This window comes from Lyngbya sp. CCAP 1446/10 (assembly GCF_026130175.1).
Classification (GTDB): Bacteria; Cyanobacteriota; Cyanobacteriia; order Cyanobacteriales; family Microcoleaceae; genus Microcoleus.
The window spans coordinates 1-24244 of the sequence record NZ_JAIGNI010000149.1 but is presented as its reverse complement, the minus strand read 5'-3'; the positions used below and the strand labels follow the sequence as shown (position 1 = coordinate 24244).

Below are 24244 nucleotides of genomic sequence, written 5' to 3'. Positions count from 1 at the left end.
GGCCAATCCCTTCGCTTCGCTTCGCCCAATGCCCTGTTTGGCCAATGCCCAATGACTAATGCCCAATGACTTCTGCCAAAATAAAGGGAGTCGATCGCGAGGAGTGCGATCGACTCCCTCTAAAATATTGCGAACTATCTACTTTCTGCGTCGCCGCCGCCAGTCAACACCCAACCGCTTGAGGTAATCCCAGCCACGTTGGGGCCAGACATGAGCGCTACCAGTCTTTTCGGCAATCCAGAGAGCTACTTTGGGGCCTGTCCAGTCTCCGCCATCGGGGGCAGAGCCTTGCAGCGCTTGTCGCAGTTCTTCTTGCTGTTCTGGACTCAGCAAGGATTTTGCAGGAGGGGGCTGGCGGTCTCCGCTGCGGTTTCTCACAGAGTTAGGCCCTTCTCGGTTGTAGCGCTGGACAATTTCTTTGGCGTAGTCGTAGTTGATACCTACGACTTGGGCTGATTGTTTGATAGTCCAATTTCGAGAAACTAAGAGTAGCAAGTGCCAGCGGCGCGACTCTGTGGTGTTGTGTGCCTGCCGGTAGCGAAGTTTGAGTTCCTCTGCCGTCAGGTGAGATTCTAGGTGAGCTTTAGGTGGCATTCTTCCAACGGGGCATCGGGAACTTCTTACCATATATCTTTGGTTTTGGGGATAATTCCGGATGAAATTGTGTTCTTGGGGATCGTTGGGGCAAATACTTAGCTTTTTTTTACCGCAGATGCACGCAGATAGACGCAGATCAAGAAGGGCTGTAAGTGGGAGCAATTGCCAGCTATATTGGCTAAGTGGCTGAAAGTAGAATTGATAAAGGTACGAGCATGGCATCCATCCGCGAGTTGCACCGACAACTGGTCAATAAAGAACGCTCTGCTGTGGAAATTACTCAAGAAAGATTAGACCGAATTACCCAGCTAGAGCCGAAATTGAAAAGCTTTCTGTGCGTGACAGCAGATAGCGCATTGGCGCAGGCCCACAAAGTGGATGCCCAAATTGCAGCAGGCGAGGAAATTGGGCTGTTGGCCGGTATCCCGATCGCCGTTAAGGACAATATGTGCACCGAGGGCATTCCCACAACCTGTGGATCTCGGATTTTGGAAAATTTTGTGCCTCCCTACGATGCAACTGTTGTCTCCAAACTCCACGCAGCCGGTGCTGTGATTGTGGGTAAGGCGAATATGGACGAGTTTGCAATGGGGAGCTCGACGGAAACTTCTGCGTACCAAGTTACCGCCAATCCTTGGGACTTGGAGCGCGTGCCCGGAGGATCTTCTGGCGGTTCTGCCGCGGCGGTAGCTGGCGGAGAATGCGTCGTGAGCTTGGGTTCGGATACTGGGGGTTCGATCCGTCAACCTGCTGCTTTTTGTGGCTTGGTGGGGATGAAACCGACCTATGGTTTGGTTTCTCGCTACGGTCTGGTGGCCTATGCTTCTTCTCTCGATCAAATCGGGCCCTTTGGCCGGACTGTTGAGGATGCGGCGATTTTGTTGGGGGCCGTCGCGGGTTATGATCCGAGAGATTCCACGAGTCTGAATGTCCCAATTCCTGACTACGCCCAAGCTTTGAGACCCAGTTTGCGACCGAAGGGTCAGATTAGAATTGGTGTAATTAAAGAAACTTTTGGCGTCGGGTTGGACTCTGGTGTTAAAGATGCTGTGACTAAGGCGATCGAAAAATTTCAACAATTGGGAGCAGAAATTCAAGTCATTTCTTGTCCCCGATTCCGCTACGGTTTGCCCACTTACTACATTATTGCTCCCTCGGAAGCTTCGGCGAATTTGGCGAGATATGATGGAGTCAAGTATGGTTTCCGATCGCCCGATCCCGATAATCTGTTGGATATGTATGCCAAAACTCGCTCTCAAGGGTTCGGCGCGGAAGTTAAACGCCGGATTGCGATCGGCACTTATGTGTTGTCGGCTGGATATTACGACGCCTATTATCTCAAAGCTCAAAAAGTTCGGACTTTGATTAAAGAAGACTTTGAAAAGGCTTTTTCTCAAGTTGATGTTTTGGTCTGTCCCACTGCTCCGACTACGGCTTTTAAGGCAGGCGAAAAATTTAACGACCCCCTGAGTATGTATTTGTCAGATTTGATGACTATTCCGGTGAATCTTGCTGGTTTGCCAGCTTTGAGTTTGCCCTGCGGATTTGATGATCAAGGACTGCCAGTGGGCATACAACTGATTGGTAATGTTTTGCAAGAATCTCGGTTGTTTCAAGTGGCTCATGCTTACGAACAGTCTACCAATTGGCACTTGCATCGCCCGAAATTGGATTAATTTTTGAAAGTCGGCGGAACGGGGCGACGGAAGTTAGTAATAGATCTTGGCTAATGGTCTAAATTAATCATTTACGACCGTTAGCTTTTAAGCGATATCTAATTTCCCCCCGTGCCTATTTTCTATGAACAAGTTTTTGGTATTTCTTTTGTCTAAACCGCTAATAACTTTTGGGATGGTTTTGGCGATCGCTTATTCTGGTGCTTGTCTATTTCTATTGGCAGCGCAAGGTAAGTTTATCTTTTTTCCGGCGCGGGCGATCGCAACTACGCCAGATGATTTTCAGTTGAAATATCAAGATGTTTGGCTGCCAATTCCAGCTAAAACAGGGGCGGTGGAAAGTGTGCACGGGTGGTGGATTCCTGCCTCGGAAAAACCCGGCAAATTTCGGGGCGAAGTCAGAGAAGCAGTTTCGGTTCCTTTGAGTTTGGGAGAATCAAAAGAGGCAATTCCGGTTTCTCCACTTAACAAGGAGAAGTTAGGGCGGGTAGTTTTGTACCTGCACGGTAATGGTTCAAATGTGGGAGCAAATGTCGAACACGCTAATAGATTTCATCGCTTAGGTTTGTCGGTGTTTCTGATCGATTATCGCGGTTACGGAAAAAGCCAGGGCGATTTTCCCAGTGAATCTAGGGTTTATGAGGATGTTGAACAGGCTTGGGATTATTTGGTGAAACAGCGCGGGATTCACCCAAATCAAATTTATATCTATGGTCATTCTTTGGGAGGGGCAATTGCGATCGATCTGGCAGTGCGCCACCCGGAGGCCGCGGGGTTAATTGTGGAGGGTTCTTTTACTTCGGTACTGGCAATGGTGGATTTCCAAAAACCGCTATTTAGGGTGTTTCCGATAAATTATTTGCTGACGCAGCGGTTTGATTCTCTATCAAAGGTCGATCGGCTACAAATGCCCGTGCTATTTATTCACGGGACTGCTGACAGTGTAGTTCCAGCCCAAATGAGCAAAAAACTGTTTGATGCAGCACCAGAGCCCAAACAGCTTTACATGGTTCCTGATGGAGGACACAATAATTCGGCACAAATCGGCGGTGTAGAATATCTGCGGGTAGTGAGCAAATTTCTAGGTACTTCCAAGTAGAGAAAAGCAGTTGTATAGCAAGAAACCGGGCTTCTGAGTTGAGTTTGTAGTAGTTAATGACGCATGGGGGCGAGAAACCGGGTTTCCACGAGTTTTGGTTTGGGTAACGAGAAATCTGCGAAGAAACCCGGTTTCTGGGTTCGCTAGTGATCGCCCAGAAGCAAAAAGGAAGTTATCGCGATCGTACCGCTTAATTGAACCTTAAAACATTCAGCCACCAGTCCTTGATGGGACGGCAATAATTGCAGTAATTGTTCGAGCTAATCGGTTGTTGTTTGTTAACTTCACAACCTCGCCGAGATATTTTGCGGTTCGGCATCCGGGCGCCGCATAAATTAGCATCTGTAAGATTAGCTTTGTTCAATCTCGCATCGCTCAAATCTGCCCCTCTGAGGTCTGCACCGCTGAAATTTGCACCGCTTAAATCAGCTTCTTTGATATCTGCACCGATGAGATTTGCACCAGTAAAATCGGCATTTCTCAGGTCTGTTCGACTTAGTTTCGCTGCTCTCAAATTACTACATTTTAAGTTAGCCAACTGAAGGGATGCGTCGATCAGAGAACTCTCGCTGAGGTTGGCATTTTCTAAGTTGGCTCCCCTGATGTCGGCCCTGCTCATGTCGGCTTTGCTGAGGTCGGCGTAGGCCAAAAAGGCATTTTTCATGTTGGCGTTGTTTAAATTAGCTTCCATTAAATCCGCCGCCGTCAAGTCGGCATCAACTAAGTCGGCCCTGCTGAGAGTGGCGCGGCTCAACGAAGCCCCAAACAAATCTGCACCGCTCAAGGAAGCCCCAAATAAGTCGCATCCGGGACATTCTCTTGTTGCTATCAGCCGCCTGAGTAGAGACATATTTTGGGCTGGTAAGGGAACTGCTGCGCAAAATGGGAGTAGCAGTATCGCTGCGGCCAGAATTGTCAGTTTAATTTTGGTCATAAGGTGTTGCGCATTTAAATTGTATATTTCAATTACTTATTCCGTACTTTTGACATCCTCCCCCTCTCTCCTTCTCCCCTTCTCCCCTTCTCTCCCTCGAACATAACAGACTGGACTTACGCAGGGGCTAAAAACCTGGTTTTCTTGTTAATTCTTCGCTGTCAAACCCAATATTTTTAGCAGAAACCGGGTTGTTGGCGCAAGTCCTAGTCTAGTGCATTGATACGCCTCGACGGTGTAAGATTTGTCGGCGATCGCATTTGCGGATATTACTTACACCTTTAGGATGAGAGCAAACACCTCAAAGCAGTTTTGCAGGTGATGGGCGAGTCGCCGTTTGCAGGCGCTGAATGCCTTGTATTTTCGAGCTTTTGACTGCTGGGGTAAATGGCTGGCTCCGGCAGTGGCTCGGTAATTTGTACCCGATGTAGTTGGATTTTGCTGCGGAGGGCGATCGTTCTCCGTACAGGCGATCGATAAATAAGCCAATTGGCTTAGACTCTTAAGACATATTGCTGATGCGATGCCTTCTATAAAAAAGATAAGATTGTGGTGCGATCGCCAAAATAATACTGAGTAAGCACGTATAAAAGACTACAGCTTTGCTCGGCGGGTGTTAAATGTGGTAACAACTAATACTTTTAGACAGGGAAAACAAATGTTGAACAGCATAGACGAACTAGCAGAAGGCGGCAGAGGGATCAAACTCATGTGGCAGATTGCAGACGCGCTGAGTTACACCCGGACTCCCGATGGTCGAAATTGTTTGTCTGTGAGCAAAATTTACAAAGTAGAAGGTCGCAATTGCTCCAAACAAACAAAAAAGGCTACCCCTTTAGATGGGTTAATGAATTTGTTAAAAAATAAGTGGGATTGGCAAGATGACATTGAGCAGGAAGAAGAACTGAATGAAAGTTCTGTTAAACAGATCAGCTTGCAAGTTAACACGGATATGAATTCTTTAACTAAAGTTTTGGACTGGTTTGAGCAGTTGCAAGATTTATCGATTTCCAATGAGGTTTGGTTCCAGTTTCAGTTAGCTTTAGCGGAAGGTTTCACTAATGCTGTTCGCCACGCTCACACAAATCTGCCAGTAGAAACTCCTATTCAACTGAAAATTACGGTATTGAACGGACGCTTGGAACTCAAAGTTTGGGATTGTGGCCCGCGTTTTGATTTTGATGCTAAGCTCAAGGAAATTATCGCAGCAGATAGAAAACCCGGCTTAGATTTAGAGGTTTTGAGCGAGCCTTGCTTGATGCCTCCCAGCAGACAGATAACTTTGGAAATGTCTCAGTTTCTGATAGCTGGGTAGAGGAATAATTGACAGACTGGAGCAGTTGAAAATGTGTTATGCTAACAACGGTGTTAGAGGAAAAGTTACGGGTTGTGTCTCCGCGTGGGTTAGGTTTTTTTAAGACTAGCGACCTGCTGCGGAGGAAGTTAAAAGCTATGGACTTGGGTGAGTCTCTAGCGGTTCGATAAAAATGGGTTAATTTGTCAAATTAGACATAAAAAATTCAAAGTAAAAGCTTAAAAATTATTCACATTAATTTTTGTTTTTTTAATTTATCATGATATCTGGTCGCTCACCAATTACTAATGATTTCCAAAGAAAGTTTATTTGTGCTATCCCTATTTCCCTACTTGGGATTTCTCTGGTTTTTGACTAAATCTGGAAAAACACCCCGTTTAGCTCTGATGGGATTTTACGGCACTTTGGTTTTTGTGGCTGTGACTATTCCTGCCGCAATTTACGCAAAAGTTGTCTACAATGAGTCTCTAGCAAATGTCGATTGGCTGCACGGTTCTGCGGAACTATTTTTGACACTTGCCAATATTTTAGTAGTTTTAGGTTTTCGGGAAGCGGTGATTAAGGCTAAAGAATCTTCACAAAATAGTGGTGAGGATCAAGATTGTGTTGTAGACGCGGGAGAATAGCGGTAGTTAAGCTGTTGTGGTATTGGAATTTAATTTTTGGGGCGGCGTCGAAGCCCACCCCACAAGAGATTAAAAGAAAGATGATTTTGAAAATTAGATGCACGTCGGCTTAGTTTGGCGGGCGTTTGTTTAGTTGGGCGAGATAGTTGAGATACTGGGAAATGCGATCGACATCCGCGTCAAGTAAACGACTGGCCCAAGAATGTATGTTAAGTTGCGATCGCACTTCTCGAAATATTGCAGCATCCCCGCGACTGTCGAGAGGGAAAACCCAAGCATCAAATCCCGCCGACTTGAGACGGCTAACAGCGCCCTCGCCATCTTGTATCCACAACTGACGGTTGATGCGAAGCGGTTGACAGGAATATTCACCGACAACGATTCCCCCGACAGAAACGCTAGCATCCTCTCCACGATTGGAAAGTTCTTGCAAAATAGCTTTGAGGGAATTGAGATTTTTCGTATCTTGCACCTGCGGCGGTGTAAGCTTGACAATGACCATTTCTAGAACTTGCACTGGTTTTGTCGATCGGGCAAAGTTGACCGGTTCCGCCGCCAAATAATTTTGTCTTTCCGGTTGCGCCACCCAAGAATTTTGTGTTTGGGATGGCGCCGCCCAAGAATTTTGTATTTCCGGTTGGGCTACCTCAATTTCCTCTGTAACCTCTGGTTTTTCTACAGGCTTTGCAGTATCTACAATTATCTGAATTTCCTCGCCATCTTTCTCTATTTTCCCACCAATTAGCAAAATCGCATTTTCTACAATGTAAGGTTTGAGTTGTTCGTAAGCCTTGGGAAACACAACAGCTTTGATTTGATGTGTCAAATCTTCTAATTGCAAAATTGCCATCGCGTCGCCTTTTTTCGTCACTACCAGTTTGATAGCATTGAGCATGACAATAACCGATACTTTACCCTTTTTATCGGCTAACTGTGCCAGAGTCACAACATCTGGATCTTGATTAGATTGCAGCAAAAACTTCAGGGGATGTTCTGATACATAAAAACCAAGCAATTCTTTTTCTAAACGCAATTTTTCCTGTGTATCAAAATTTTTGACAGTCTTTGATTTTGGTGCAGACTCAAATTTATTCACCGACTTGTCAAAGCTATTCCCACCTAACAAGTCAAACAGATTACCTTGACCACTTTCTCGATCTTTCTTGCGGTCTTGGGCCCATTTCATCACCCCTTCGAGGTCGTTTACCAATTGCTGGCGGTTGGGATCGATTTTGTCAAAAGCACCACACTGAATCAAGGCTTCTAGGGCGCGGCGGTTGACAGAATGTAGATTTACGCGATCGCACAAATCCGGCAGTGACTTAAAATTACCCCCTTCTTTGCGCGCCTCCAAAATATTTTCAATAGCCCCCTCACCCACATTTTTAACCGCCGAAATCCCAAACAAAATTTTATGTTTTTCGGCCTTTGTCATCTCTATAGGAAGCGGCGTAAAAGTAAGTTCAGAGCCATTAATATCAGGTGGCTCAACGTCAATTTTCAGCTTGAGACAATTAGCAATATATCTCTGTACCTTCTCCTGGTCGCCTCTGTTAGCAGTCAGAAGTGCAGCCATGTATTCTACCGGAAAATTGGCCTTTAAATAAGCAGTTTGATAAGTGATATAGGCATAGGCCATTGAATGGGATTTATTAAAACAGTTAGATGCCACCAGACTATTTTCTAGTGTAAAATTATGATTTCGTTCAACCCCAATATCATATACTTCTTGAGTTCCTAGTGATTTTCGACTAATAATTTTAACCATGTTTGTAACTCCTGAGAATATCTTCAATTTTAGTTTTTTTTCGTTGCAGCCCCAATCTGGGATACTGATAAACAAAATCATAGAACGCTTGTATATTTTTTCGACTAAATATTCTCCAGTAATAAACTTTTTTGAATTGATGTTCTTGTACAGAACCCATTCCTAAGTGCCTTGCTAGTTCGCAGGCAAATTCAAAGGAACCGACGATGCAGACTAAACCGCCACTTCTACCTTTGTTTGCATAAGCACAACCGTCACCGTCAAAGTAGCCTAACACATAAGATGCTAAATATTGTGAGTTAGGGAAATAAGTAACTCCTGAAAAAGTCCTTCCTGGTATTATGCCGTAGGCGTGTAAAGAGCTTGCCAGTTTTTCAGAAGAAAAATTTATTCGGTAGTGAGGAGCATAATTTTGAGGCTGAACAACTCTAATCTCACCAGAATATTGTAGCTCTACGCTGAGCATTTCTGTGAGTTCTTTGTCAATAGATTCAAAAGCTACATAATTAGTGTGAGTAGCGCAGCCATCAGCAGCTATCAATCCTAATAAATAGGCTTTAGCTTGAGAGTCAATTACATCAAAATAGCTTTCATTTAAAGTATAGCGGTTTCGCCGCTTAGTATTAATGTCAGCTTCTTTTAAAACTCTTGAAACCGCTCTTTCGCTCACACCAAGGTAGTTAGGAATTTCTCGATACTCCATACCATGATTAAAAGCAGAAATGATTTGTTGCTTGTGTTCGGATTTTAGTTTTCTATAGTCGAGATACATTTTATATATCTGAGCTAGAGTTGATTTGTTTTAATTCTAATCCTTTTTCAAAGATTTCGTCAATGGGCAGCATTTGGCCGTCAGCAGTCATAAATTTGTGATCTTTTGTGGCGCGAATTGTCGAGCCATCTTCCAGACAATACTCAAAGACCTCCTGCTGCCCCCGGCGATGCCACTGTGCAATTGACTGTGTATAAATATGACCATTACTATCAACACTATAAACAGTACATTCAATTTCTTCCTCAACGATTTTGCCAATAGCCATCGGCCCATATTCCACAGTCAATATCTTCGTGTCATAGCTCAAGCAATATTCTGCGAATTGTAGCATTTGCCCGAACAACTCTTCGGCAATTCTTTGAGTGACACCATTCTTAGTTGCCCCATCAATAAATGTTTCCTTTTGCTTCTGCATTTCATCAGCCTTCTTCTTGCCCATTGCACGACGCAGCAAGTCAGCTTGACCTAAAGAATAGCCCGCCAAATCTTGAGCCATCCGCATAATTTGCTCTTGGAAACAAAGCGTTCCATAGGTCTCTTTTAAAATTGGTTCTAACAGCGGATGGTCATATTTAACCACTTCTCTACCGTGTTTGCGATCGATGAATTGTGGAATCAAACCAGCATCCAGCGGGCCGGGACGATAAAGCGCCAGAATAGAAGAAATATCATCCAGACAGGAAGGTTTAATTTTTTTTACTACATCCAGCATCCCAGAAGATTCTAGCTGAAAAATACCTTCTAAATCTCCTTTTTCTAATAGTTGATAAGTCTTTTCTACATCTTCAGGCAACTTTTTGATTCGAGTAAATGTCTCTTGAGCTCTGCGTTCTATGTCAGAAGGTAAAGCTTCGGCATCGATAGTTTTATTTTGCGTGTGCTTAACATACTCGACTGTTTTTTGGAGAGTTGTTAAATTTTTAAGTCCCAGAAAATCCATCTTCAGCAACCCCAAAAATTCCAAATCTTCCATGAAATATTGGGTAATCACTGCACCATTGTCATTCTTTTGTAATGGTACAATTTCATCAAGGGGTTGGGAAGAAATCACCACACCGGCGGCATGAACGCCATAGGTTTTGTTAGTTCCTTCAATGCGAATTGCCATGTCAATCCACTGACGCACTGGAACTTCGGTGCCAGTTTCTGCATTGATACAAATTGTATTTTCGTAGTTATCTTTAAATTCCTGTGCCGGTGTTCCATTGGAAATCATCACTTTGAGTTTTTCCGGTTTCCCCCGCGACACGGGAATCATTTTTGCCATTTCGTCGGCTTTTTTGTAGGGAATACCTAAAACTCTGGCAACATCTTTCAAGACAGCTTTTGATGTCATTCTGTTGAAAGTAATAATTTGTGCTACGCGGTCTGTACCATATTTTTCCGTAACATATTTAATCATATCGTCGCGTCTTTCTATGCAAAAATCACTATCGATATCTGGCATAGATTTACGTTCGGGATTTAGAAATCTCTCGAATAGCAATCCGTGGTGTACGGGGTCTATGTTGGTAATGTTGAGGACGTAAGCAACTAAAGAACCTGCCGCAGAACCACGTCCTGGCCCGACAGGAATATTGTTGTCTCTAGCATATTTCATGTAGTCCCAAACCACTAAAAAATATTCAGAGAAACCCATCTGCTGAATCATTTTTAGCTCATATTCTAGTCTTTGTTTGTAGACTGGGGGGATTTCGTTTCTGGTACGGCTTTTTAGGCGTTCTAATAGTCCTAACCAAGATATTTCTTCTACATAGGTATCGGCGGTATGTTCTGGGGGAATTGGAATTGTGGGAATCCGAGCTTCACCTGTTAGCTCGTATCTTGATACTTTGTTTGCTACTTCTAGGGTAGTTTCGATCGCCTCTTTGATGGTTTCGTCGTCCAAATGGTCTCGAAACAGTTGCGCCATCTCGTCAGCGGACTTAAGATATTCAGTACCGCTGTAGCGCATCCGCTTATCTTCTTCAATCAGTTTGTTGGTGTTGATACAAAGCAAAGCATCGTGGGCTTCTACGTCGTTGCAAGAAATATAGTGAGAATCGTTAGTGGCGATTATTTTTATATTGAATTCGCGGGCAATTTTGACTATTTCCACATTCACCATCCGGTCTTCTTGGGAACCGTGGTCTTGAATTTCTATATAGTAGTCATCCCCAAATACTTCTTTATACCATTTGGCAACTTCGCGGGCTTCATCTAGCTTGTTTTGCAGAATCATTTGGGGAACTTCGCCACCCAAACAAGCGCTGGTGACAATTAAACCTTCGGAGTATTGTTTTAGTAGGTCTTTGTTGATACAGGGGCGGGCAAAAATACCTCGTTCTGGCATTCCCTTTAAGTGGGAAATTGTGGTGAGTTTGACGAGGTTTTTATAGCCTTGGGTATTTTTTGCTAAGACAACTTGATGGTATTTTCTTCTACCTCGAACTTTGACTTCGATGTCGCCGTTGACGACATACATTTCATTGCCAATTATGGGCTTGATATTTTTATTTCGGCAAACTTTGATGAGTTCGATCGCACCATACATCACTCCGTGGTCTGTAAGGGCGATCGCGGGCATCCCCAATTCCACCGCCCGATCGGCGAGCGGCTGTAGCTGAGAAGCGCCATCTAGGAGGCTGTAATCGCTGTGAATGTGCAAACCAACGAAGGACATGGCGATTTGAGATTTTAGCTTTTAGTTTTTAGACTTTAGATTGTACACGATTGCCGTTGAAAAAGATAAATTGATTTTTTATTTTACAGCACCCTCAACGTACAAAAAAAGGTTTTTTGAACGAGAAATATAGGTTTTGATGCTATATTTTAGATCAAAAACCAGAGTTTTACCGCAGGTACAACATCTCACAGAAGAAGTCGGTAATCTAATAGCTAATTCGGTTAATTTGCTTACAAATTTGCTTGCTCCAAATAACCTTCCAAATCTTTAACGCGCTGTTGTGTCACTTTTGCTTTGCAAGAAATGTAGACAGAAGGAGCTAAAGTACCGCCTTCAAAGTGTCCTGCTGAATAATTACAAGTTTGATCTCTAAATTTTACCCAAGTACGCTGTGCCGTAGTCAATCTCTGCTTTTGTTTGCTGTTGATTATTGGCAGAATTTGCTGATATAATTGATTGAGTTTGGTGTCTGCTGCTTTAAACTCCTGAGTCGAACATAAAGTCATATCAACCGTGGTTTGAGGGCTTTTACAGTTTGGCTGTTGGGCGATTTGCAGTCGGTTGTTGCTGGCTTGGCTGGGAAGCAAAAATCCGGCTGCTAGCAAAAGTGAACTTGTTGTAAATGTTGCCCAAAAAGTGCTATTTTTCATTGATTTGACACCTCTTTTAATCTTGAATTTTTTCTGGTGGTTGAGCCGATCGCCAAATCAACCAAGCCGCCGCCCACAGAGTAAAATTGCCGATGAGAGTCATCGCCGCTTGCAGGGTAACGATCCATTCAAGGGCTGGGGAGTTGTCAAAATAGTGCCAAGTACAAGCACACATGGCGCTGACTAGGGCGGGCAGCATTCCGGCGGAAAGGGCCCACCAAGCTCGGTTTTGAGTGACTTCGCCGTAAGTCCAAATCAACCAGATGGCGGCAATCCACTCGACGACGCTAGAGATGTGAATAATCCAGGTGGGAATTGACAAAGCGTGCATTTTTTGTATTCTAAAATAACAGAGAACGGGGAAGATAAAATATGTATTTATTTGTTTAAGGCTGTTGACTGTTAACTGTTGACTGTTAACTGTTAAAATATTTTACGAATCGACCGCAACAATTAGATATTGTAATACTTAGATTCCCCATTATAAACCAAGAGTAGAAATGCGAGCAATTTTGTGCGGCTATTACGGTAAAGGCAACGGTGGCGACGAGGCGCTGTTGGCATCGCTACTGCAAATGTTACCAGATGGGGTGACGCCGATCGTCCTGTCTGGCAATCCTGTCGAGACAAATCAGCGGTATGGGGTAGCTGCGCGCGATCGTATGAATGCGTTTCAAGTCCTCGAAGCACTCCGCACCTCCGACGCGCTAATCTGGGGAGGCGGCAGTTTAATCCAAGACGCTACCAGCATGATCAGCCCTTTCTATTATGGGGGTTTAATGGGACTAGCGCAACAAATGGGCTTAAAAACAGTTGCTTGGGCCCAGGGAATTGGGCCTTTAAATCGAGAGATTACCCGCAAATTATCTCAGCGGTGTTTTGCTGGATGCACCGCCGTCAGCGTGCGGGATAAAGGCTCAGCTACCTTACTTACAGATTGGCAAATTCCGTTCACTTTAGCACCAGATCCCGTGTGGGCTTTAGAAAATTCCCCTGTATCCGGTTTATGGGATTTACCAGCGCCCAGAGTTGCAGTTTGTTTGCGTTCCCATCCTACGTTAACTCCGGCCAGATTGTCAATTTTAACTCAAGCTTTAGTTGACTTTCAAAAAGCAACCAGAGCCTTAATTTTACTGATACCTTTTCAAGCATCTCGCGACTTAGAAATTGCGAAGCATTTGTACGAAGCCCTGCCGAAACGAAGTGAGATACTTAGTTTAGACGATCCGAGAAAATTGAAAGGACTATTCCGGGGAGTCGAAATGGCGATCGGGATGCGCTACCATAGTTTAATTATGGCAGCTTCGGAAGAATGCCGCTGCTTTGCTCTCAGCTACGATCCCAAAGTTAGTCAATTGATGGACGAGTTAGAAATGCCGGGGTACTTATTATCAGAATTGCCCGAAGATCCTTATTTAATCAGCAAAACCTGGATCGAACACTACGCCAACGGCGACGCATTATCGCAGGAAAGGATAAAATTTATAGTAGGGCGATCGCTCTTCCATCGGGAAGTATTGCAAACCGCACTCCAACAATCCTAGTAAGAGGTAAAATACCATGACAGTCAGTACAACCGACTTAAAAATTACCTGGCAAAAATTGCCCGCCGACTTCATTTTAGACGAGGAACCTGTGGAAAATATTGACCAACCTCTCCTAGCTGTGGCCTTGCGAGAAATATTAGAAATTGCAGGCTTCATAGTAGCAGGAATACTAATTGCCCCCAATATGGCGATCTGCGCGACATTAAACAACCAGCTAGTTGTCAAAGCTCCAGACTGGTTTTATGCCCGCAACGTACAGCCATTTCCTAATCAAGAAATTCGCCGTAGTTATACTCCTAATTTAGAAGGAGAAATTCCAGATATAGTGATGGAATTTGTGTCGGCTACTGCCAATGATGAATATTCTAATAAAAGAACTTATCCACCGGGAAAATGGTTTTTTTACGAACAAGTATTGCGAGTCCCAATCTATGCAATTTTTGAACCTGGGACAGGATTTTTAGAAATATATCAGTTGGATTCAGGAGAAAGGTATCAGGCACAACAACCCGATGCAAATGGCCGTTATTGGATCGCTGAAGTTGGGTTATTTCTGGGTGTTTGGCTGGGAACAAAAGCCGAAAGAACCGGATATTGGTTGCGCTGGTGGGATGAGAGCGGACAGATGTTATTGTGGGGAGCAGAGATGGTGGAAAGGGAAAGGCAAGAAATAGCCCTTGTTCAACAAGAAATGGCCCTTGTTCAACAAGAAATAGCCCTTGTTCAACAAGAAGCTGAACAAGAAAGAGGACGATCGCAAAGATTAGCCGCACAATTAAGAGCAGCAGGGATTGAACCAGAAGCTTGATACAATAATTAGAAATAAAAAATCATAACACTGCGATTTTTTATTTCTCAATTCATCTGCGTTAATCCGCGTTAATCCGCCGACATCAGCGATTAAAAATTATATTCAGGAGACATCAAAATTGGGAAGAGTTAGAGTTCGGGAACACGTAAATCCCCTATCCATGAGATATAGAACATCCGCCACTGCGCCGGATTGGACTAAAATCTATGCTAATTTAAATTTACCACTACATTTAGATATCGGCTGCGGCAGAGGAAGGTTTTTGTGGCACATGGCGCAAATCCAAACAGATTGGAATTTTCTCGGATTAGAAATTCGAGAACCTCTGGTAGATGAGGCGAATGTTTGGCGGGACGAAAAAGGGTTGACAAATCTCCACTATTTGTTTTGCAATGCTAATAGTTCCCTGAAACCAATTTTAGAAACTTTGCCCGCTGGTATTTTGCAGCGAGTCAGCATTCAATTTCCCGATCCGTGGTTCAAGAAAAAGCACCACAAGCGGCGGGTAGTACAGCAGGAATTAGTCAGCGAGTTGGCTACTTATCTGGCTGTTGGCGGTGAAGTGTTTATTCAATCGGATATTGAGGAAGTAGAAGTCGAAATGTGCGATCGCTTTTCATCTCATCCCAGTTTTCAGCGTCAAAATAGCGGGGAATGGCTAGCAGAAAATCCCCTGACTGTTGCTACTGAAAGAGAAATTGCTACTCTCAAACGAGGCGAACCAGTTTATCGAGCACTGTATCACAAATAATGCTATCTTATCTCATCGCTAAGTAATCTACTCTATGAAAATCGTAAGGTGCGCACTGCGCACCCTACAAAGTAGAATCTGTGGGTAAATCCTATTAAACCCAAGACGGCAGCCACATTCTAATTTTCCATTCCATTTGCGACAAAGGCAGTCCCAAATAGATAGGCATCCAGAAAATAAAAGCACCCAAAACCAGAAAGATTATTGTTACTCCCATACCTCGAAGGCGAGTTTGAGGGCTGTGCAGCCACCTATCAACCCACCAAGCAAGTGCTAAGGCTCCAAACACAGAACAGCCCATATAATGATACAAAAATACGCAGCGACTCACCTTCACCCAAGGCAGCAAATTAGCAGCCCAATTAACTATCAAATATAACAACATCCACATTTGGGCCGTTGGTGGAAACAAAATCGGCTGCTGCTGTTCGAGGCTGTCAACAGAGGCCACTTTGCGCGTTTGGAACCACACGACAATTCGGTGAATTAAAACTCCTGCTACTAAGATTAAAGCTAAAGTGGAAAACCACCAAAGGAAAGGATTTCCCATCGCGTGAACGTCAAAAATTGTCTCAGTTGCACCGCTGGGTAAAGGTGGCAAAACCGGATCTGGTTGTGCATTGTTGCTAGCAGTTTTGTAGAAGTAAACTATGGGGCGGAGCATCAAAGGCCAACTGTACCACGCGGAACAGTAAGGATGCACACTAGGGCCACTTTTAATGCGTTCGTGATAAGTCAAAATTTCCGTTTGCATCTGCCAGAAATTGGGAGTTGGATTGAGATGCAGGTGAGGAATCCAGCAGATGCTGTAAACTAAAAGAGGAATTACAGCTAGACTCCAGCATACTTCAACAAAAGTTAGCTCAGTCAATTTTTGTACTGGACTTTCGGGCGGAAGGAGAGCAGAATTCACCTCGCGGATTGGTTCTTCATTTCCTCTCTTTGCCTGAATTAAACGCACGGCCCAAGCGCAGATTAAAATGAGATAAGCCCCCAACAAAAACCACAATCCGTTCCATTTGATAGCAGCAGATGCACCGAATCCTATCCCAGCTAATACTAGCCAAAGCAAGCGCTTTTTGCCTTCAGCTTCTACGGTTTTAAGAATAAATAATTGACCAAGTATTCCGAATAAAACTAGATAAATGTTATTGAGTGCGTAGCGAGATTCAACTAAAAATAAACCGTCGCAGGCGATAAATAAAGCAGCAAGAAAAGCAAAGGTGCGGCGGCGAAGGAGCTGATAGGCGAAGGCTCCGACAACTAGCGGGATAAAGGAACCTGTGAGAGCATTAATCCAGCGGTAGTCCCAAGGTGAAAGAATTGAGCCTGCTAGGCTGTTGACGGCGGTTTTCCCGAAAGGCAGATGAGTGCCGATCGCAATCCCGATCGCAATTATGTATTGACTAAGCGGCGGGTGAGCGTTGAAAAAAGGAGTTCTGGTGAGATAATCGTTGGCAAATTTGGCGTAATAAACCTCGTCAAATACGAAAGTGTTAAATCGCTCCAGTTCCCAAAAGCGCAGAGTTAAGGACACAAGGAAAATGCCGAGCATTCCTAGATAAAAAATCACAATTGATTTGTGGGATTGTTTTTTGTTCGCTTGCATAAAGTGCACCGGAATATCGTAGATTTGAGAGCCTGAATTTTAAAATACTGAGTTGAGAATAGCGTAAAAATTACCAACTTGCTAAAAATATTTTTTTACTTTTCTACTGCCATTCTCTCCATTGCCTTTGAATATCTTCTAGTTCAAAAGAGTTGCGTCTTCCGGTACTCGTATTACTCACTTTTCATCTCACAGTTAACTTCTTCATAAAGTTCCTCAATTGAATTTGAAACCCGATCGCCCTTTCACGAAAACCAACCTAACATCATACCAAAAAAAAGCGGCTCTACTTCCGCAGAACCGCCGTAACAGAGGATGAAAAATCAAAACTTAACGGACTGCACCTTCAACAGAAGGCGATTCGATCGTCTTCATGAAGTACAGTTTCACCAACTGCCAGCCGTTGGACAAATACAGAGGCAATTTTTGGAACAATTGCAAGAATTTCGGAGTTTCAGAAGCGACAATTGCGGTCAATTGCTGATTGTTTTTGAGGCAAATATCCAGCCGTTCATAAAATTCTGGATTGTTCACGTCTAGCATCACGGGGAAGACGCGACCTGCGGTTTCGTTGGTTTTTTTGATCACTTCAATGTCGTATTCGCGAGCATCGAGTCCGAGCGATCGATAAAAACCACCGCGCTGGATATCATTGAGATACATTGTCGCGAATACCGACAGCAAGAAGAAACGGCACCAAAGCTTAGCGCGCCAATCGTTCAGCATTTGAGGCTGAGCTCTCATCACCGCATCAAAGAAATCTCCGTGGCGGTTTTCATCCTGGCACCAATTTTCAAAGAATCGGAAAATCGGATAAATCTGGTCTTCAGGATGCGCTTTCAAGTGCTGATAAATCGTGATGTAGCGCCAATAACCGATTTTTTCGGATAAGTAAGTGGCGTAGAAAATAAACTTCGGCTTAAAGAATGTGTAACTGCGGCTCTTTGTCAAGAAACCCAAATCCAGGGACAAACCAAAGTCCGACAGCGCTTTGTTGAGGAATCCGGCGTGTCGCGCTTCATCGCGGGACATCAGCAAGAAACCTTCGGCGAGTACCGGATTTTTGTCTTTGAGCTTGCGTGCTAATTCTTTGTAGAGCAAGAAGCCAGAAAACTCAGCGGTGCAAGAGCGTTCGAGGAATTCAATGAATAACTTGCGCTTTTCGCCGTCGATGTGTTCCCAAGATTGATCGAACTCGGCATCGCGCACGAAGTGGGTTTTGTTGTAGTCAACGCGGAACTCTTTGATGATTGCTTCGAGTTCGGCTTCGTTGATGGAGATGTCCATTTTGGCCATCTCGTCAAAGTCTGTTGTGTAAAATCTCGGCGTGAGAATAGTTTCTTTGGCTGGGGTTTTCGCTTCTTGCTGTTCTGCAAAAGCTGGTTTTTTGAGGGAATCTACCATATTTTTATTGGATTTTTTGCTTATAATTGCTCGCTCGTTTGAGGTATCGGAAGGGGCGATCGCCCTTTTATCTCCTACCAGCGCTGTGCGGCGCACTTTTGCGCTTTGTGTGGCATTCAGGTAAAAGCTGCTGAAATATTCCACGCCCTCCAGTGTACCAAGTTTTCGACCCTGAAAATATTTTGCTGGCGTTAAGAATTGCTACGCACAATTACTTACGGGCATGGGGCATGGGGCATGGGGCATGGGGCATTGGTAGTAAGCTGTTTTGCATCCCAATTGTGTATGGTGATTGAGGGGGAGAGAGGGAGAGGGGGAGAGGGGAGAAGATTTTTGATCGATCGTCGAAATATACAATTTAAATGCACAACAGCTTAAATAACCAATAACTTCGGACAATGCACAAAGATCTGCTGGTGTCAAACTGTTCAAACACCAGATAGAAAGTACAAAATGTATAAAGGGACTCCAATTCTTAGAATAACCAGACAGGACGGTCATAAAATGAGCAATTTAGGTGTTAGTTACCTGTTATGGGCTGCTTGTTTTTTCGGCCCCTTCGGACTCCACCGTCTCTACAACGGCAAGATTGGCACGGGTTTGCTGTGGCTGTGTACCTTTGGCTTGTTTGGGTTCGGGCAATTGTTTGACTTGCTGCTGCTACCGAACATGGTGGACGAACACAATGCTAGTCTCAGGGGCAAACTCGGCGTATCTCCCCAAGGTATACCGCTATCTCCGATCGGCGGGGCGATCGCCTCGACATACCCCAAGCAAACCCCCGAACAGTTAGGGATTAAACTCCTGAAGGCAGCTTATACAAAAAATGCCAGATTATCTGTAACCCAAGGGGTGATGGCAACGGGCGCTACTTTTGCCGAAGTGGAAGAGGCTTTCACAGCAATGCTCAAAACGGGTTATCTCAGTATCGAGAACGATCCAGTAACTGGCGTTGTGATGTATTACTTTCACGAACTTTAACCAGTAGAGATCTACGGTGTACACACAAGTCCTAAAAACTTGGCTCTGTCTGACACAATCCTGAGTAGGCAAAGTTTTTAGACGATCGATTTATTTATCAATAGTTTTACCTTATTGATAATAATTAACGGAAAATCAAGGATTAAAAAAATAAACTTCCGTTTTTTTCCGTCATTTGATTTCCAACTAGACTTGTGTGCACACCGTAGCTCTTGCTTGCGGATGCTGAATATTGAGCCGACATCGAGATTGATGTCAAGATTGGAAGAACCATCTATGGGGTCGTAGAGCAGACTGTAGCGTCCGATCGGACAATTTTCGGGAATGTAGTAGGGTTTTTCCATTTCCTCGGAAGCCAAGCGGCAGACAAGTCCGCTTTGCTGGAATACCGAGATAAACACTTCATTAGCATAGATATCAATCTTTTTGACGGATTCTCCCTGCACGTTCACAGCCCCTGTAAACCCTAAAGCATCTGCCATTAACCCGGCTCTAAGTCGGCGCGCGATCAGCTTAGCAGCCAACCCGATGCGATTCATCAGAGTGCTGAGATCCTGAGCATCTGCTGAAAAGCTGTGGAGTTGCTGGAGTACGTGACGGGATAGGGTTGTGCAATCGCGGTCTAAGGCTTGCACCTGCTCGGTCGGGCCCAGACGGGTTTCCCCTGTTGGCGCGTTTACCATGATTTTGATGTTCTCCCTGTCTTGCGGCTCGCTAGTTGGGGATTTTCAGGTGCTTGGCGTTTGCCCCTCGATCGGCTTTTAGGTCGATCGTCCCTATCTTCTATCTTAGGAAGGGTTTTGCTAAAGGGGATGGAACTTTATGTGAATTTTAGATCCCATCGAAAATTGAGGAGTGCGATCGATTGTTTGGTCTGCTGCGTGTATTCCCGATGCCTAATTTTTTATTTAACGCAGAGGGCGCAGAGGGCCGAGAGGGCGCTTGCACAAAAGCGATCGTCCTGTTTGCGATTCGAGATAGTCAAATAAGATTAATAATTGACAACTCAAAGCCTGAAATTACGATCTAACCCGCTCTGTTACAAGTGCTTATTGGAATTGACTACGGCAAAATCTGTCAACCGCAAATTTTTGCTAAAGGTGATATGACACTCTAAAATTCTGGGTAAGCTATCCGTAGGAATACGGTCATTGAAATTTAAGCACATATACATAGTCATTCATTGACTTTTCTATTGAATTGTTTGAATTTTACTCAAACGCTCAATTTTTATTGAATATTTTCTCAAAACTTGGGTTGTAAAAACCCAAATAAAAAATGTTTGTTGGTACTCATCAACTCAGGATAATGCTATGGATATTGTTCAACAAATTCCCCATAACTTAGTCAAACACTATCAGATTAAAAATCTCCTCGGAGAAGGCGGTAGTAGCACAACTTATGAAGCCATTGACCTCAAAACAAACCAGCGAGTCGCACTCAAAGCTTTGTCTTTACAAAAGATGAATGACTGGAAAGTCCTGGAACTATTTGAACGAGAAGCCAATGTTTTATCAAAATTGAATCATCCGGGAATTCCGCGTTATTTGGATTATTTTTATGTCGATACTCCCGATAACCGTTGTTTTTATATAGTACAAGAACTGGCACAAGGGCAATCTATAGCAAGTTTAGTCGAAAATGGCTGGCACGCTCGTGAAGCGGAAATTCGACGCATTGCAACACAAATTTTGGAGATTTTAGTTTATCTCCATTCACAGACACCACCTGTGATCCACCGGGATATTAAACCAGCAAATATTGTTTTAAAATCGCCCATTAATTCCCAGAAACAAAAACATTTGACAGTCTGTTTAGTAGATTTTGGAGCAGTGCAAAACACTTATTACAATACTTTAATGCGAGGAAGTACCGTAGTTGGAACCTATGGTTATATGGCTCCAGAACAATTTCTCGGACAAGCCGTACCTGCAACAGATTTATATGGTTTAGGAGCGACGTTGTTGTATTTACTAACCCACCGTTCCCCCACCGAATTACCAACAAATATACTAGATATAGATGTTTGCTCTCAAATTAATATTTCTTCAGCATTTGCCGATTGGTTAAAAAAAATGATAGCGCCAGATTTAGAAAACCGCTTTGAATCGGCAAAAAAAGCGCTTGAATTGCTTCGCAATCCTCGAATAGTTAGCGTTAAGTCTAATCGATCGACGCAATGGAAAAAACGCCTCACAATAGGAATTGCTGCTGTTGTTACTGTTGCTGTTTTCAATCACTTTAAATATCCCATCCTCAGCCGGATTGGATTTACCCCCGATGCAGTTTTCCAGGCTGTTCAACAGGGAGATAGTAACACTGTTAGGCATTATCTGGATCTTGGTATTAGTGCTAATACCAGGGTAAATAACCAGAATTTACTACACTTGGCTGCCTCAAAAGAGGTGGCAGAATTGTTAATTGCCAAGGGTGCAGATGTCAACGCTAAGGATAGATATGGCTTTACACCGTTACACTTTGCTGCTGCATTCGATCGCATAGAAGTGGCACAAATGCTAATTGCTCAAGGTGCAGATATTAACGCCCAGAGAGAACATCATTTAGATAGGTGGACTCCTACATGGGGTTGGGGTCTATATATCAAAATGTTTTTACGTGGCAATAGTAGGGCTGCAACTCCTCTGTTCTTTGCGGAATCGCCTGAAATGGCTAAGTTCCTGATTGCTAAAGGCGCAAACGTCAATGCTAAAAACAATAAAGGTATGACTCCTCTGCATACGACGCAATCAAAGGCAATCGCAAAGATACTACTCGCTGCGGGCACAAAAATTAACATCAAAGAAGAAAATGCCCGAAATGGCAAGAGTATAGCCTTATTACATAACGCAGCAAAAATAGGTTTTAAGGAGTTGGTACAACAGCTAATTAAAGACGGTGCAAATGTTGCGATTCGGGATAGTCAAAAAAGAACTCCACTGCACTATGCAACCACAAAAGAAGTTGCTGCTTTGCTAATGCTGAATATCGATGCTAGGGACCAATCTGGAAATACTCCGTTATACCTAGCTGTTCAAGATAATCGCCCAAAAATGGTATCTTTTTTAATTGCTAATGGGGCGCAAGTCAATATTAAAAATAATTCTGGATGGACTCCTCTAGATATTGCTGTCTTCAAGAATATGCAGAATATCAATCAACTGCCGACGTTAGAGCCTGGTGCAGAAATTAATATCCAGGATAATCACAGAAAAACTCCACGGAATATCGCGGTAGAAATGAGCCTCCGCGATACAGTGGCGCTGCTGATTAGTAAAAACCCAGATGTTAATAGTGAAGACAAATATGGCAGCACTTTACTACATATCGCTGTGAGTTTCAAACTTAAGGATGTAGCCAAACAACTCATTGCGAAAGGTGCATTCGTTAATGCCAAAGATATCTTGATTGAAACTCCACTGCATCTTGCTGTTGCTCAAGGAACTCAAGATATCGCTGAACTGCTAATTGCTAATGGCGCAAGGGTTAACGCTAGAAATAAGAATGGTCAAACTCCATTGTATCGAGCGATCGCGATCGGACACAATGATATTGCTGCACTGCTAATTAACAACGGTGCAGATGTCAATAACATAGATGGATCTGACACAACTCCACTGCACAAAGCCGCACATTATGGCACGGTAGAAATCTTAAAATTGCTGATTGCTAAAGGTGCAGAAATTAATATCCAGGATAATCACAGAACAACCCCCCTGCATCTTGCTGTCGATCGAGGATCTCAAGATATCGCTGAACTGCTAATTGCTAAAGGTGCAAGGGTTAACGCTAGAAATGACGCTGGTCAAACTCCATTGGATCGAGCGATCGCGATCGGACACAATGATATTGCTGCACTGCTCATTAAAAACGGTGCAGATGTCAATAACAGAGATATATGTGACACAACTCCACTGCATAAAGCCGCACATTATGGCACGGTAGAAATCTTAAAATTGCTACTTGCTAAAGGTGCAAAAATTAACACTACCAACTGCCATGGCGAGACGCCGCTAAAGATAGCAGAAACAAACTCTAACCCCGACCGAGAAGTAGCAGCCAAAATACTCAAATCTCGCGGCGCAACCTACTAATTATCCAAAATAACCCCACGCATAAAAATATGGAAACACTAGAACAATCGGAAAAAATCATTGCTGAAAGATATCGCATTATCGGCAAATTAGGACAGGGTGGAGTTGGAATCACCTATGCTGCTGTAGATTTAAACAGCAATCAAAAAGTTGCACTCAAAGCTTTATCCCTGCGCCTGACAACTGAATGGAAGAAAATCGAGTTATTTGAACGAGAAGCAAAAACTTTATCTGGATTGAATCATCCGGGAATTCCTCGCTACATTGACTACTTTCAAGTTGATACTTCCCAAGATCGTTGTTTTTATATCGCCCAACAACTCGCACCGGGAAAATCTCTCGCACAGTTGATAGAAAATGGCTGGAAACCAAATGAATCGCAAGTTCGTCATATCGCCTATCAATTGCTAGAAATTCTAGCTTATCTGCAATCGCTGTTACCTGCTGCGATCCACCGAGATATTAAACCTCAAAATATTATTATCCAAAAAAATGGGCGAGTCTTTCTAGTTGATTTTGGTGCAGTTCAAAACACTTACCATCATACTATTACTGGAGGCAGTACCGTTGTCGGAACCTACGGTTACATGGCACCAGAACAATTCAGAGGAAAAGCTGTATTATCAACAGATTTGTATGGATTAGGAACAACGCTGCTTTTCTTGTTAACCCAGAAATTTCCATCGGATTTACCCAGACACAAGCTGAAGGTAAAATTCCGCAATAGCGTTTCTATTTCTACAGAGTTTGCCGACTGGTTAGAGAAGATAATTGAACCCGCAATTGAAGATAGATTTCATTCAGCAAAAGATGCTTTATCCGCGCTGCGGGGTGAACAGCCAAGCGGGATTAATCCCGACAAAATGTTTAAGCGATCACCCCAATCCCGAATTACTTTAATTGACGCTAAACGGTGGTTATTCATCAATATATACCCCGCTCGTT

20 protein-coding genes and 1 pseudogene are annotated in these 24244 nt (G+C 43.7%); 10 read left to right on the top strand and 11 right to left on the bottom strand.

Annotated features, from left to right (window positions below):
- Window positions 1-138: 138 nt before the first annotated feature.
- Window positions 139-594 (bottom strand): helix-turn-helix domain-containing protein, encoded by a 456-nt coding sequence (locus K4039_RS27250; RefSeq protein WP_265239626.1) that lies wholly within the window; start codon window positions 592-594, stop codon window positions 139-141.
- 218 nt (window positions 595-812) lie between these two features.
- Here K4039_RS27250 and gatA point away from each other — a divergent pair, with 218 nt between their 5' ends.
- The gene (gene gatA, locus K4039_RS27245) at window positions 813-2273 is read left to right on the top strand and encodes an Asp-tRNA(Asn)/Glu-tRNA(Gln) amidotransferase subunit GatA (protein ID WP_265239668.1); all 1461 of its coding nucleotides are present in this window, start codon (window positions 813-815) and stop codon (window positions 2271-2273) included.
- Between the two features lie 124 nt (window positions 2274-2397).
- A complete protein-coding gene (locus tag K4039_RS27240) occupies window positions 2398-3372 on the top strand; it encodes an alpha/beta hydrolase (RefSeq protein ID WP_265239625.1) in 975 nt (324 codons plus the stop codon).
- A 190-nt stretch (window positions 3373-3562) separates the two neighbouring features.
- On the opposite strand, the gene K4039_RS27235 is transcribed toward K4039_RS27240, so the two are convergent.
- Together K4039_RS27235 and K4039_RS27230 are read right to left on the bottom strand one after the other, a co-directional pair.
- Complete coding sequence (locus tag K4039_RS27235; protein ID WP_265239624.1) at window positions 3563-4306, bottom strand: pentapeptide repeat-containing protein; 744 nt, start codon at window positions 4304-4306, stop codon at window positions 3563-3565.
- A gap of 273 nt (window positions 4307-4579) precedes the next feature.
- Window positions 4580-4795 carry a hypothetical protein gene (locus tag K4039_RS27230; RefSeq protein ID WP_265239623.1) on the bottom strand — a complete coding sequence of 72 codons (216 nt, stop codon included), beginning with the start codon at window positions 4793-4795 and terminating at the stop codon, window positions 4580-4582.
- 169 nt (window positions 4796-4964) lie between these two features.
- Here K4039_RS27230 and K4039_RS27225 point away from each other — a divergent pair, with 169 nt between their 5' ends.
- Together K4039_RS27225 and K4039_RS27220 are read left to right on the top strand one after the other, a co-directional pair.
- Entirely contained in the window at window positions 4965-5621 is a 657-nt protein-coding gene (locus K4039_RS27225; RefSeq protein WP_265239622.1) for an ATP-binding protein, read from the top strand.
- A 287-nt stretch (window positions 5622-5908) separates the two neighbouring features.
- Window positions 5909-6247, top strand: a complete 339-nt coding sequence (locus tag K4039_RS27220) for a DUF3593 domain-containing protein (RefSeq protein WP_265239621.1) — start codon at window positions 5909-5911, stop codon at window positions 6245-6247.
- 109 nt (window positions 6248-6356) lie between these two features.
- Here K4039_RS27220 and K4039_RS27215 read toward each other — a convergent pair whose 3' ends face one another.
- The 5 genes from K4039_RS27215 to K4039_RS27195 form a co-directional block, all read right to left on the bottom strand.
- On the bottom strand, window positions 6357-8015 hold the full coding sequence (locus K4039_RS27215; RefSeq protein WP_265239620.1) for an OB-fold nucleic acid binding domain-containing protein: 1659 nt from the start codon (window positions 8013-8015) through the stop codon (window positions 6357-6359).
- Window positions 8008-8787 (bottom strand): LAGLIDADG family homing endonuclease, encoded by a 780-nt coding sequence (locus tag K4039_RS27210; protein ID WP_265239619.1) that lies wholly within the window; start codon window positions 8785-8787, stop codon window positions 8008-8010. The genes K4039_RS27215 and K4039_RS27210 overlap by 8 nt, the downstream gene beginning before the upstream one ends.
- A gap of 1 nt (window position 8788) precedes the next feature.
- Window positions 8789-11452, bottom strand: coding sequence for a DNA polymerase III subunit alpha (locus K4039_RS27205; protein ID WP_265239618.1), 2664 nt, complete (start codon window positions 11450-11452; stop codon window positions 8789-8791).
- Window positions 11453-11685: 233 nt separating this feature from the next.
- Window positions 11686-12105: a lysozyme inhibitor LprI family protein gene (locus tag K4039_RS27200; RefSeq protein ID WP_265239617.1), complete on the bottom strand. Its 420-nt coding sequence runs from the start codon at window positions 12103-12105 to the stop codon at window positions 11686-11688.
- A 16-nt stretch (window positions 12106-12121) separates the two neighbouring features.
- A complete protein-coding gene (locus K4039_RS27195; protein ID WP_265239616.1) occupies window positions 12122-12436 on the bottom strand; it encodes a DUF2499 domain-containing protein in 315 nt (104 codons plus the stop codon).
- Window positions 12437-12605: 169 nt separating this feature from the next.
- Between K4039_RS27195 and csaB the strand changes: the two genes are divergently transcribed.
- The 3 genes from csaB (at window position 12606) to trmB (ending at window position 15214) form a co-directional block, all read left to right on the top strand.
- Window positions 12606-13649: a polysaccharide pyruvyl transferase CsaB gene (gene csaB / locus K4039_RS27190; protein WP_265239615.1), complete on the top strand. Its 1044-nt coding sequence runs from the start codon at window positions 12606-12608 to the stop codon at window positions 13647-13649.
- 16 nt (window positions 13650-13665) lie between these two features.
- Window positions 13666-14460, top strand: a complete 795-nt coding sequence (locus K4039_RS27185; RefSeq protein WP_265239614.1) for a Uma2 family endonuclease — start codon at window positions 13666-13668, stop codon at window positions 14458-14460.
- 121 nt (window positions 14461-14581) lie between these two features.
- Window positions 14582-15214, top strand: a complete 633-nt coding sequence (trmB, locus tag K4039_RS27180) for a tRNA (guanosine(46)-N7)-methyltransferase TrmB (protein WP_265239613.1) — start codon at window positions 14582-14584, stop codon at window positions 15212-15214.
- Window positions 15215-15308: 94 nt separating this feature from the next.
- On the opposite strand, the gene K4039_RS27175 is transcribed toward trmB, so the two are convergent.
- On the bottom strand, window positions 15309-16823 hold the full coding sequence (locus K4039_RS27175; RefSeq protein WP_265239612.1) for a dolichyl-phosphate-mannose--protein mannosyltransferase: 1515 nt from the start codon (window positions 16821-16823) through the stop codon (window positions 15309-15311).
- 330 nt (window positions 16824-17153) lie between these two features.
- Window positions 17154-18227 carry a magnesium-protoporphyrin IX monomethyl ester (oxidative) cyclase gene (acsF, locus tag K4039_RS27170; RefSeq protein WP_265239667.1) on the bottom strand — a complete coding sequence of 358 codons (1074 nt, stop codon included), beginning with the start codon at window positions 18225-18227 and terminating at the stop codon, window positions 17154-17156.
- Window positions 18228-18731: 504 nt separating this feature from the next.
- Here acsF and K4039_RS27165 point away from each other — a divergent pair.
- Complete coding sequence (locus tag K4039_RS27165; protein ID WP_265239611.1) at window positions 18732-19208, top strand: TM2 domain-containing protein; 477 nt, start codon at window positions 18732-18734, stop codon at window positions 19206-19208.
- Between the two features lie 209 nt (window positions 19209-19417).
- Here the strand turns inward: K4039_RS27165 and K4039_RS27160 are convergent.
- Window positions 19418-19891, bottom strand: a pseudogene (locus K4039_RS27160) (class 1 fructose-bisphosphatase); the annotation flags it as partial.
- Between the two features lie 630 nt (window positions 19892-20521).
- Here K4039_RS27160 and K4039_RS27155 point away from each other — a divergent pair.
- Window positions 20522-23299 carry an ankyrin repeat domain-containing protein gene (locus tag K4039_RS27155; protein WP_265239610.1) on the top strand — a complete coding sequence of 926 codons (2778 nt, stop codon included), beginning with the start codon at window positions 20522-20524 and terminating at the stop codon, window positions 23297-23299.
- A gap of 29 nt (window positions 23300-23328) precedes the next feature.
- A partial coding sequence (locus K4039_RS27150) for a serine/threonine-protein kinase (RefSeq protein ID WP_265239609.1) occupies window positions 23329-24244 on the top strand: 916 nt, incomplete at its 3' end.

What these genes read in the sequence shown, in the direction of transcription:
- K4039_RS27155 (WP_265239610.1), top strand. Translation starts at nt 20,522, where the DNA reads ATGGATATTGTTCAACAAATTCCCCATAACTTAGTCAAACACTATCAG.
- gatA (WP_265239668.1), top strand. Translation starts at nt 813, where the DNA reads ATGGCATCCATCCGCGAGTTGCACCGACAACTGGTCAATAAAGAACGC.
- acsF (WP_265239667.1), bottom strand. Translation starts at nt 18,227, where the DNA reads ATGGTAGATTCCCTCAAAAAACCAGCTTTTGCAGAACAGCAAGAAGCG.
- K4039_RS27240 (WP_265239625.1), top strand. Translation starts at nt 2,398, where the DNA reads ATGAACAAGTTTTTGGTATTTCTTTTGTCTAAACCGCTAATAACTTTT.
- csaB (WP_265239615.1), top strand. Translation starts at nt 12,606, where the DNA reads ATGCGAGCAATTTTGTGCGGCTATTACGGTAAAGGCAACGGTGGCGAC.
- K4039_RS27165 (WP_265239611.1), top strand. Translation starts at nt 18,732, where the DNA reads ATGAGCAATTTAGGTGTTAGTTACCTGTTATGGGCTGCTTGTTTTTTC.
- K4039_RS27185 (WP_265239614.1), top strand. Translation starts at nt 13,666, where the DNA reads ATGACAGTCAGTACAACCGACTTAAAAATTACCTGGCAAAAATTGCCC.
- K4039_RS27235 (WP_265239624.1), bottom strand. Translation starts at nt 4,306, where the DNA reads ATGACCAAAATTAAACTGACAATTCTGGCCGCAGCGATACTGCTACTC.
- K4039_RS27215 (WP_265239620.1), bottom strand. Translation starts at nt 8,015, where the DNA reads ATGGTTAAAATTATTAGTCGAAAATCACTAGGAACTCAAGAAGTATAT.
- K4039_RS27200 (WP_265239617.1), bottom strand. Translation starts at nt 12,105, where the DNA reads ATGAAAAATAGCACTTTTTGGGCAACATTTACAACAAGTTCACTTTTG.
- K4039_RS27205 (WP_265239618.1), bottom strand. Translation starts at nt 11,452, where the DNA reads ATGTCCTTCGTTGGTTTGCACATTCACAGCGATTACAGCCTCCTAGAT.
- K4039_RS27225 (WP_265239622.1), top strand. Translation starts at nt 4,965, where the DNA reads ATGTTGAACAGCATAGACGAACTAGCAGAAGGCGGCAGAGGGATCAAA.
- K4039_RS27220 (WP_265239621.1), top strand. Translation starts at nt 5,909, where the DNA reads ATGATTTCCAAAGAAAGTTTATTTGTGCTATCCCTATTTCCCTACTTG.
- K4039_RS27195 (WP_265239616.1), bottom strand. Translation starts at nt 12,436, where the DNA reads ATGCACGCTTTGTCAATTCCCACCTGGATTATTCACATCTCTAGCGTC.
- K4039_RS27250 (WP_265239626.1), bottom strand. Translation starts at nt 594, where the DNA reads ATGCCACCTAAAGCTCACCTAGAATCTCACCTGACGGCAGAGGAACTC.
- K4039_RS27210 (WP_265239619.1), bottom strand. Translation starts at nt 8,787, where the DNA reads ATGTATCTCGACTATAGAAAACTAAAATCCGAACACAAGCAACAAATC.
- K4039_RS27175 (WP_265239612.1), bottom strand. Translation starts at nt 16,823, where the DNA reads ATGCAAGCGAACAAAAAACAATCCCACAAATCAATTGTGATTTTTTAT.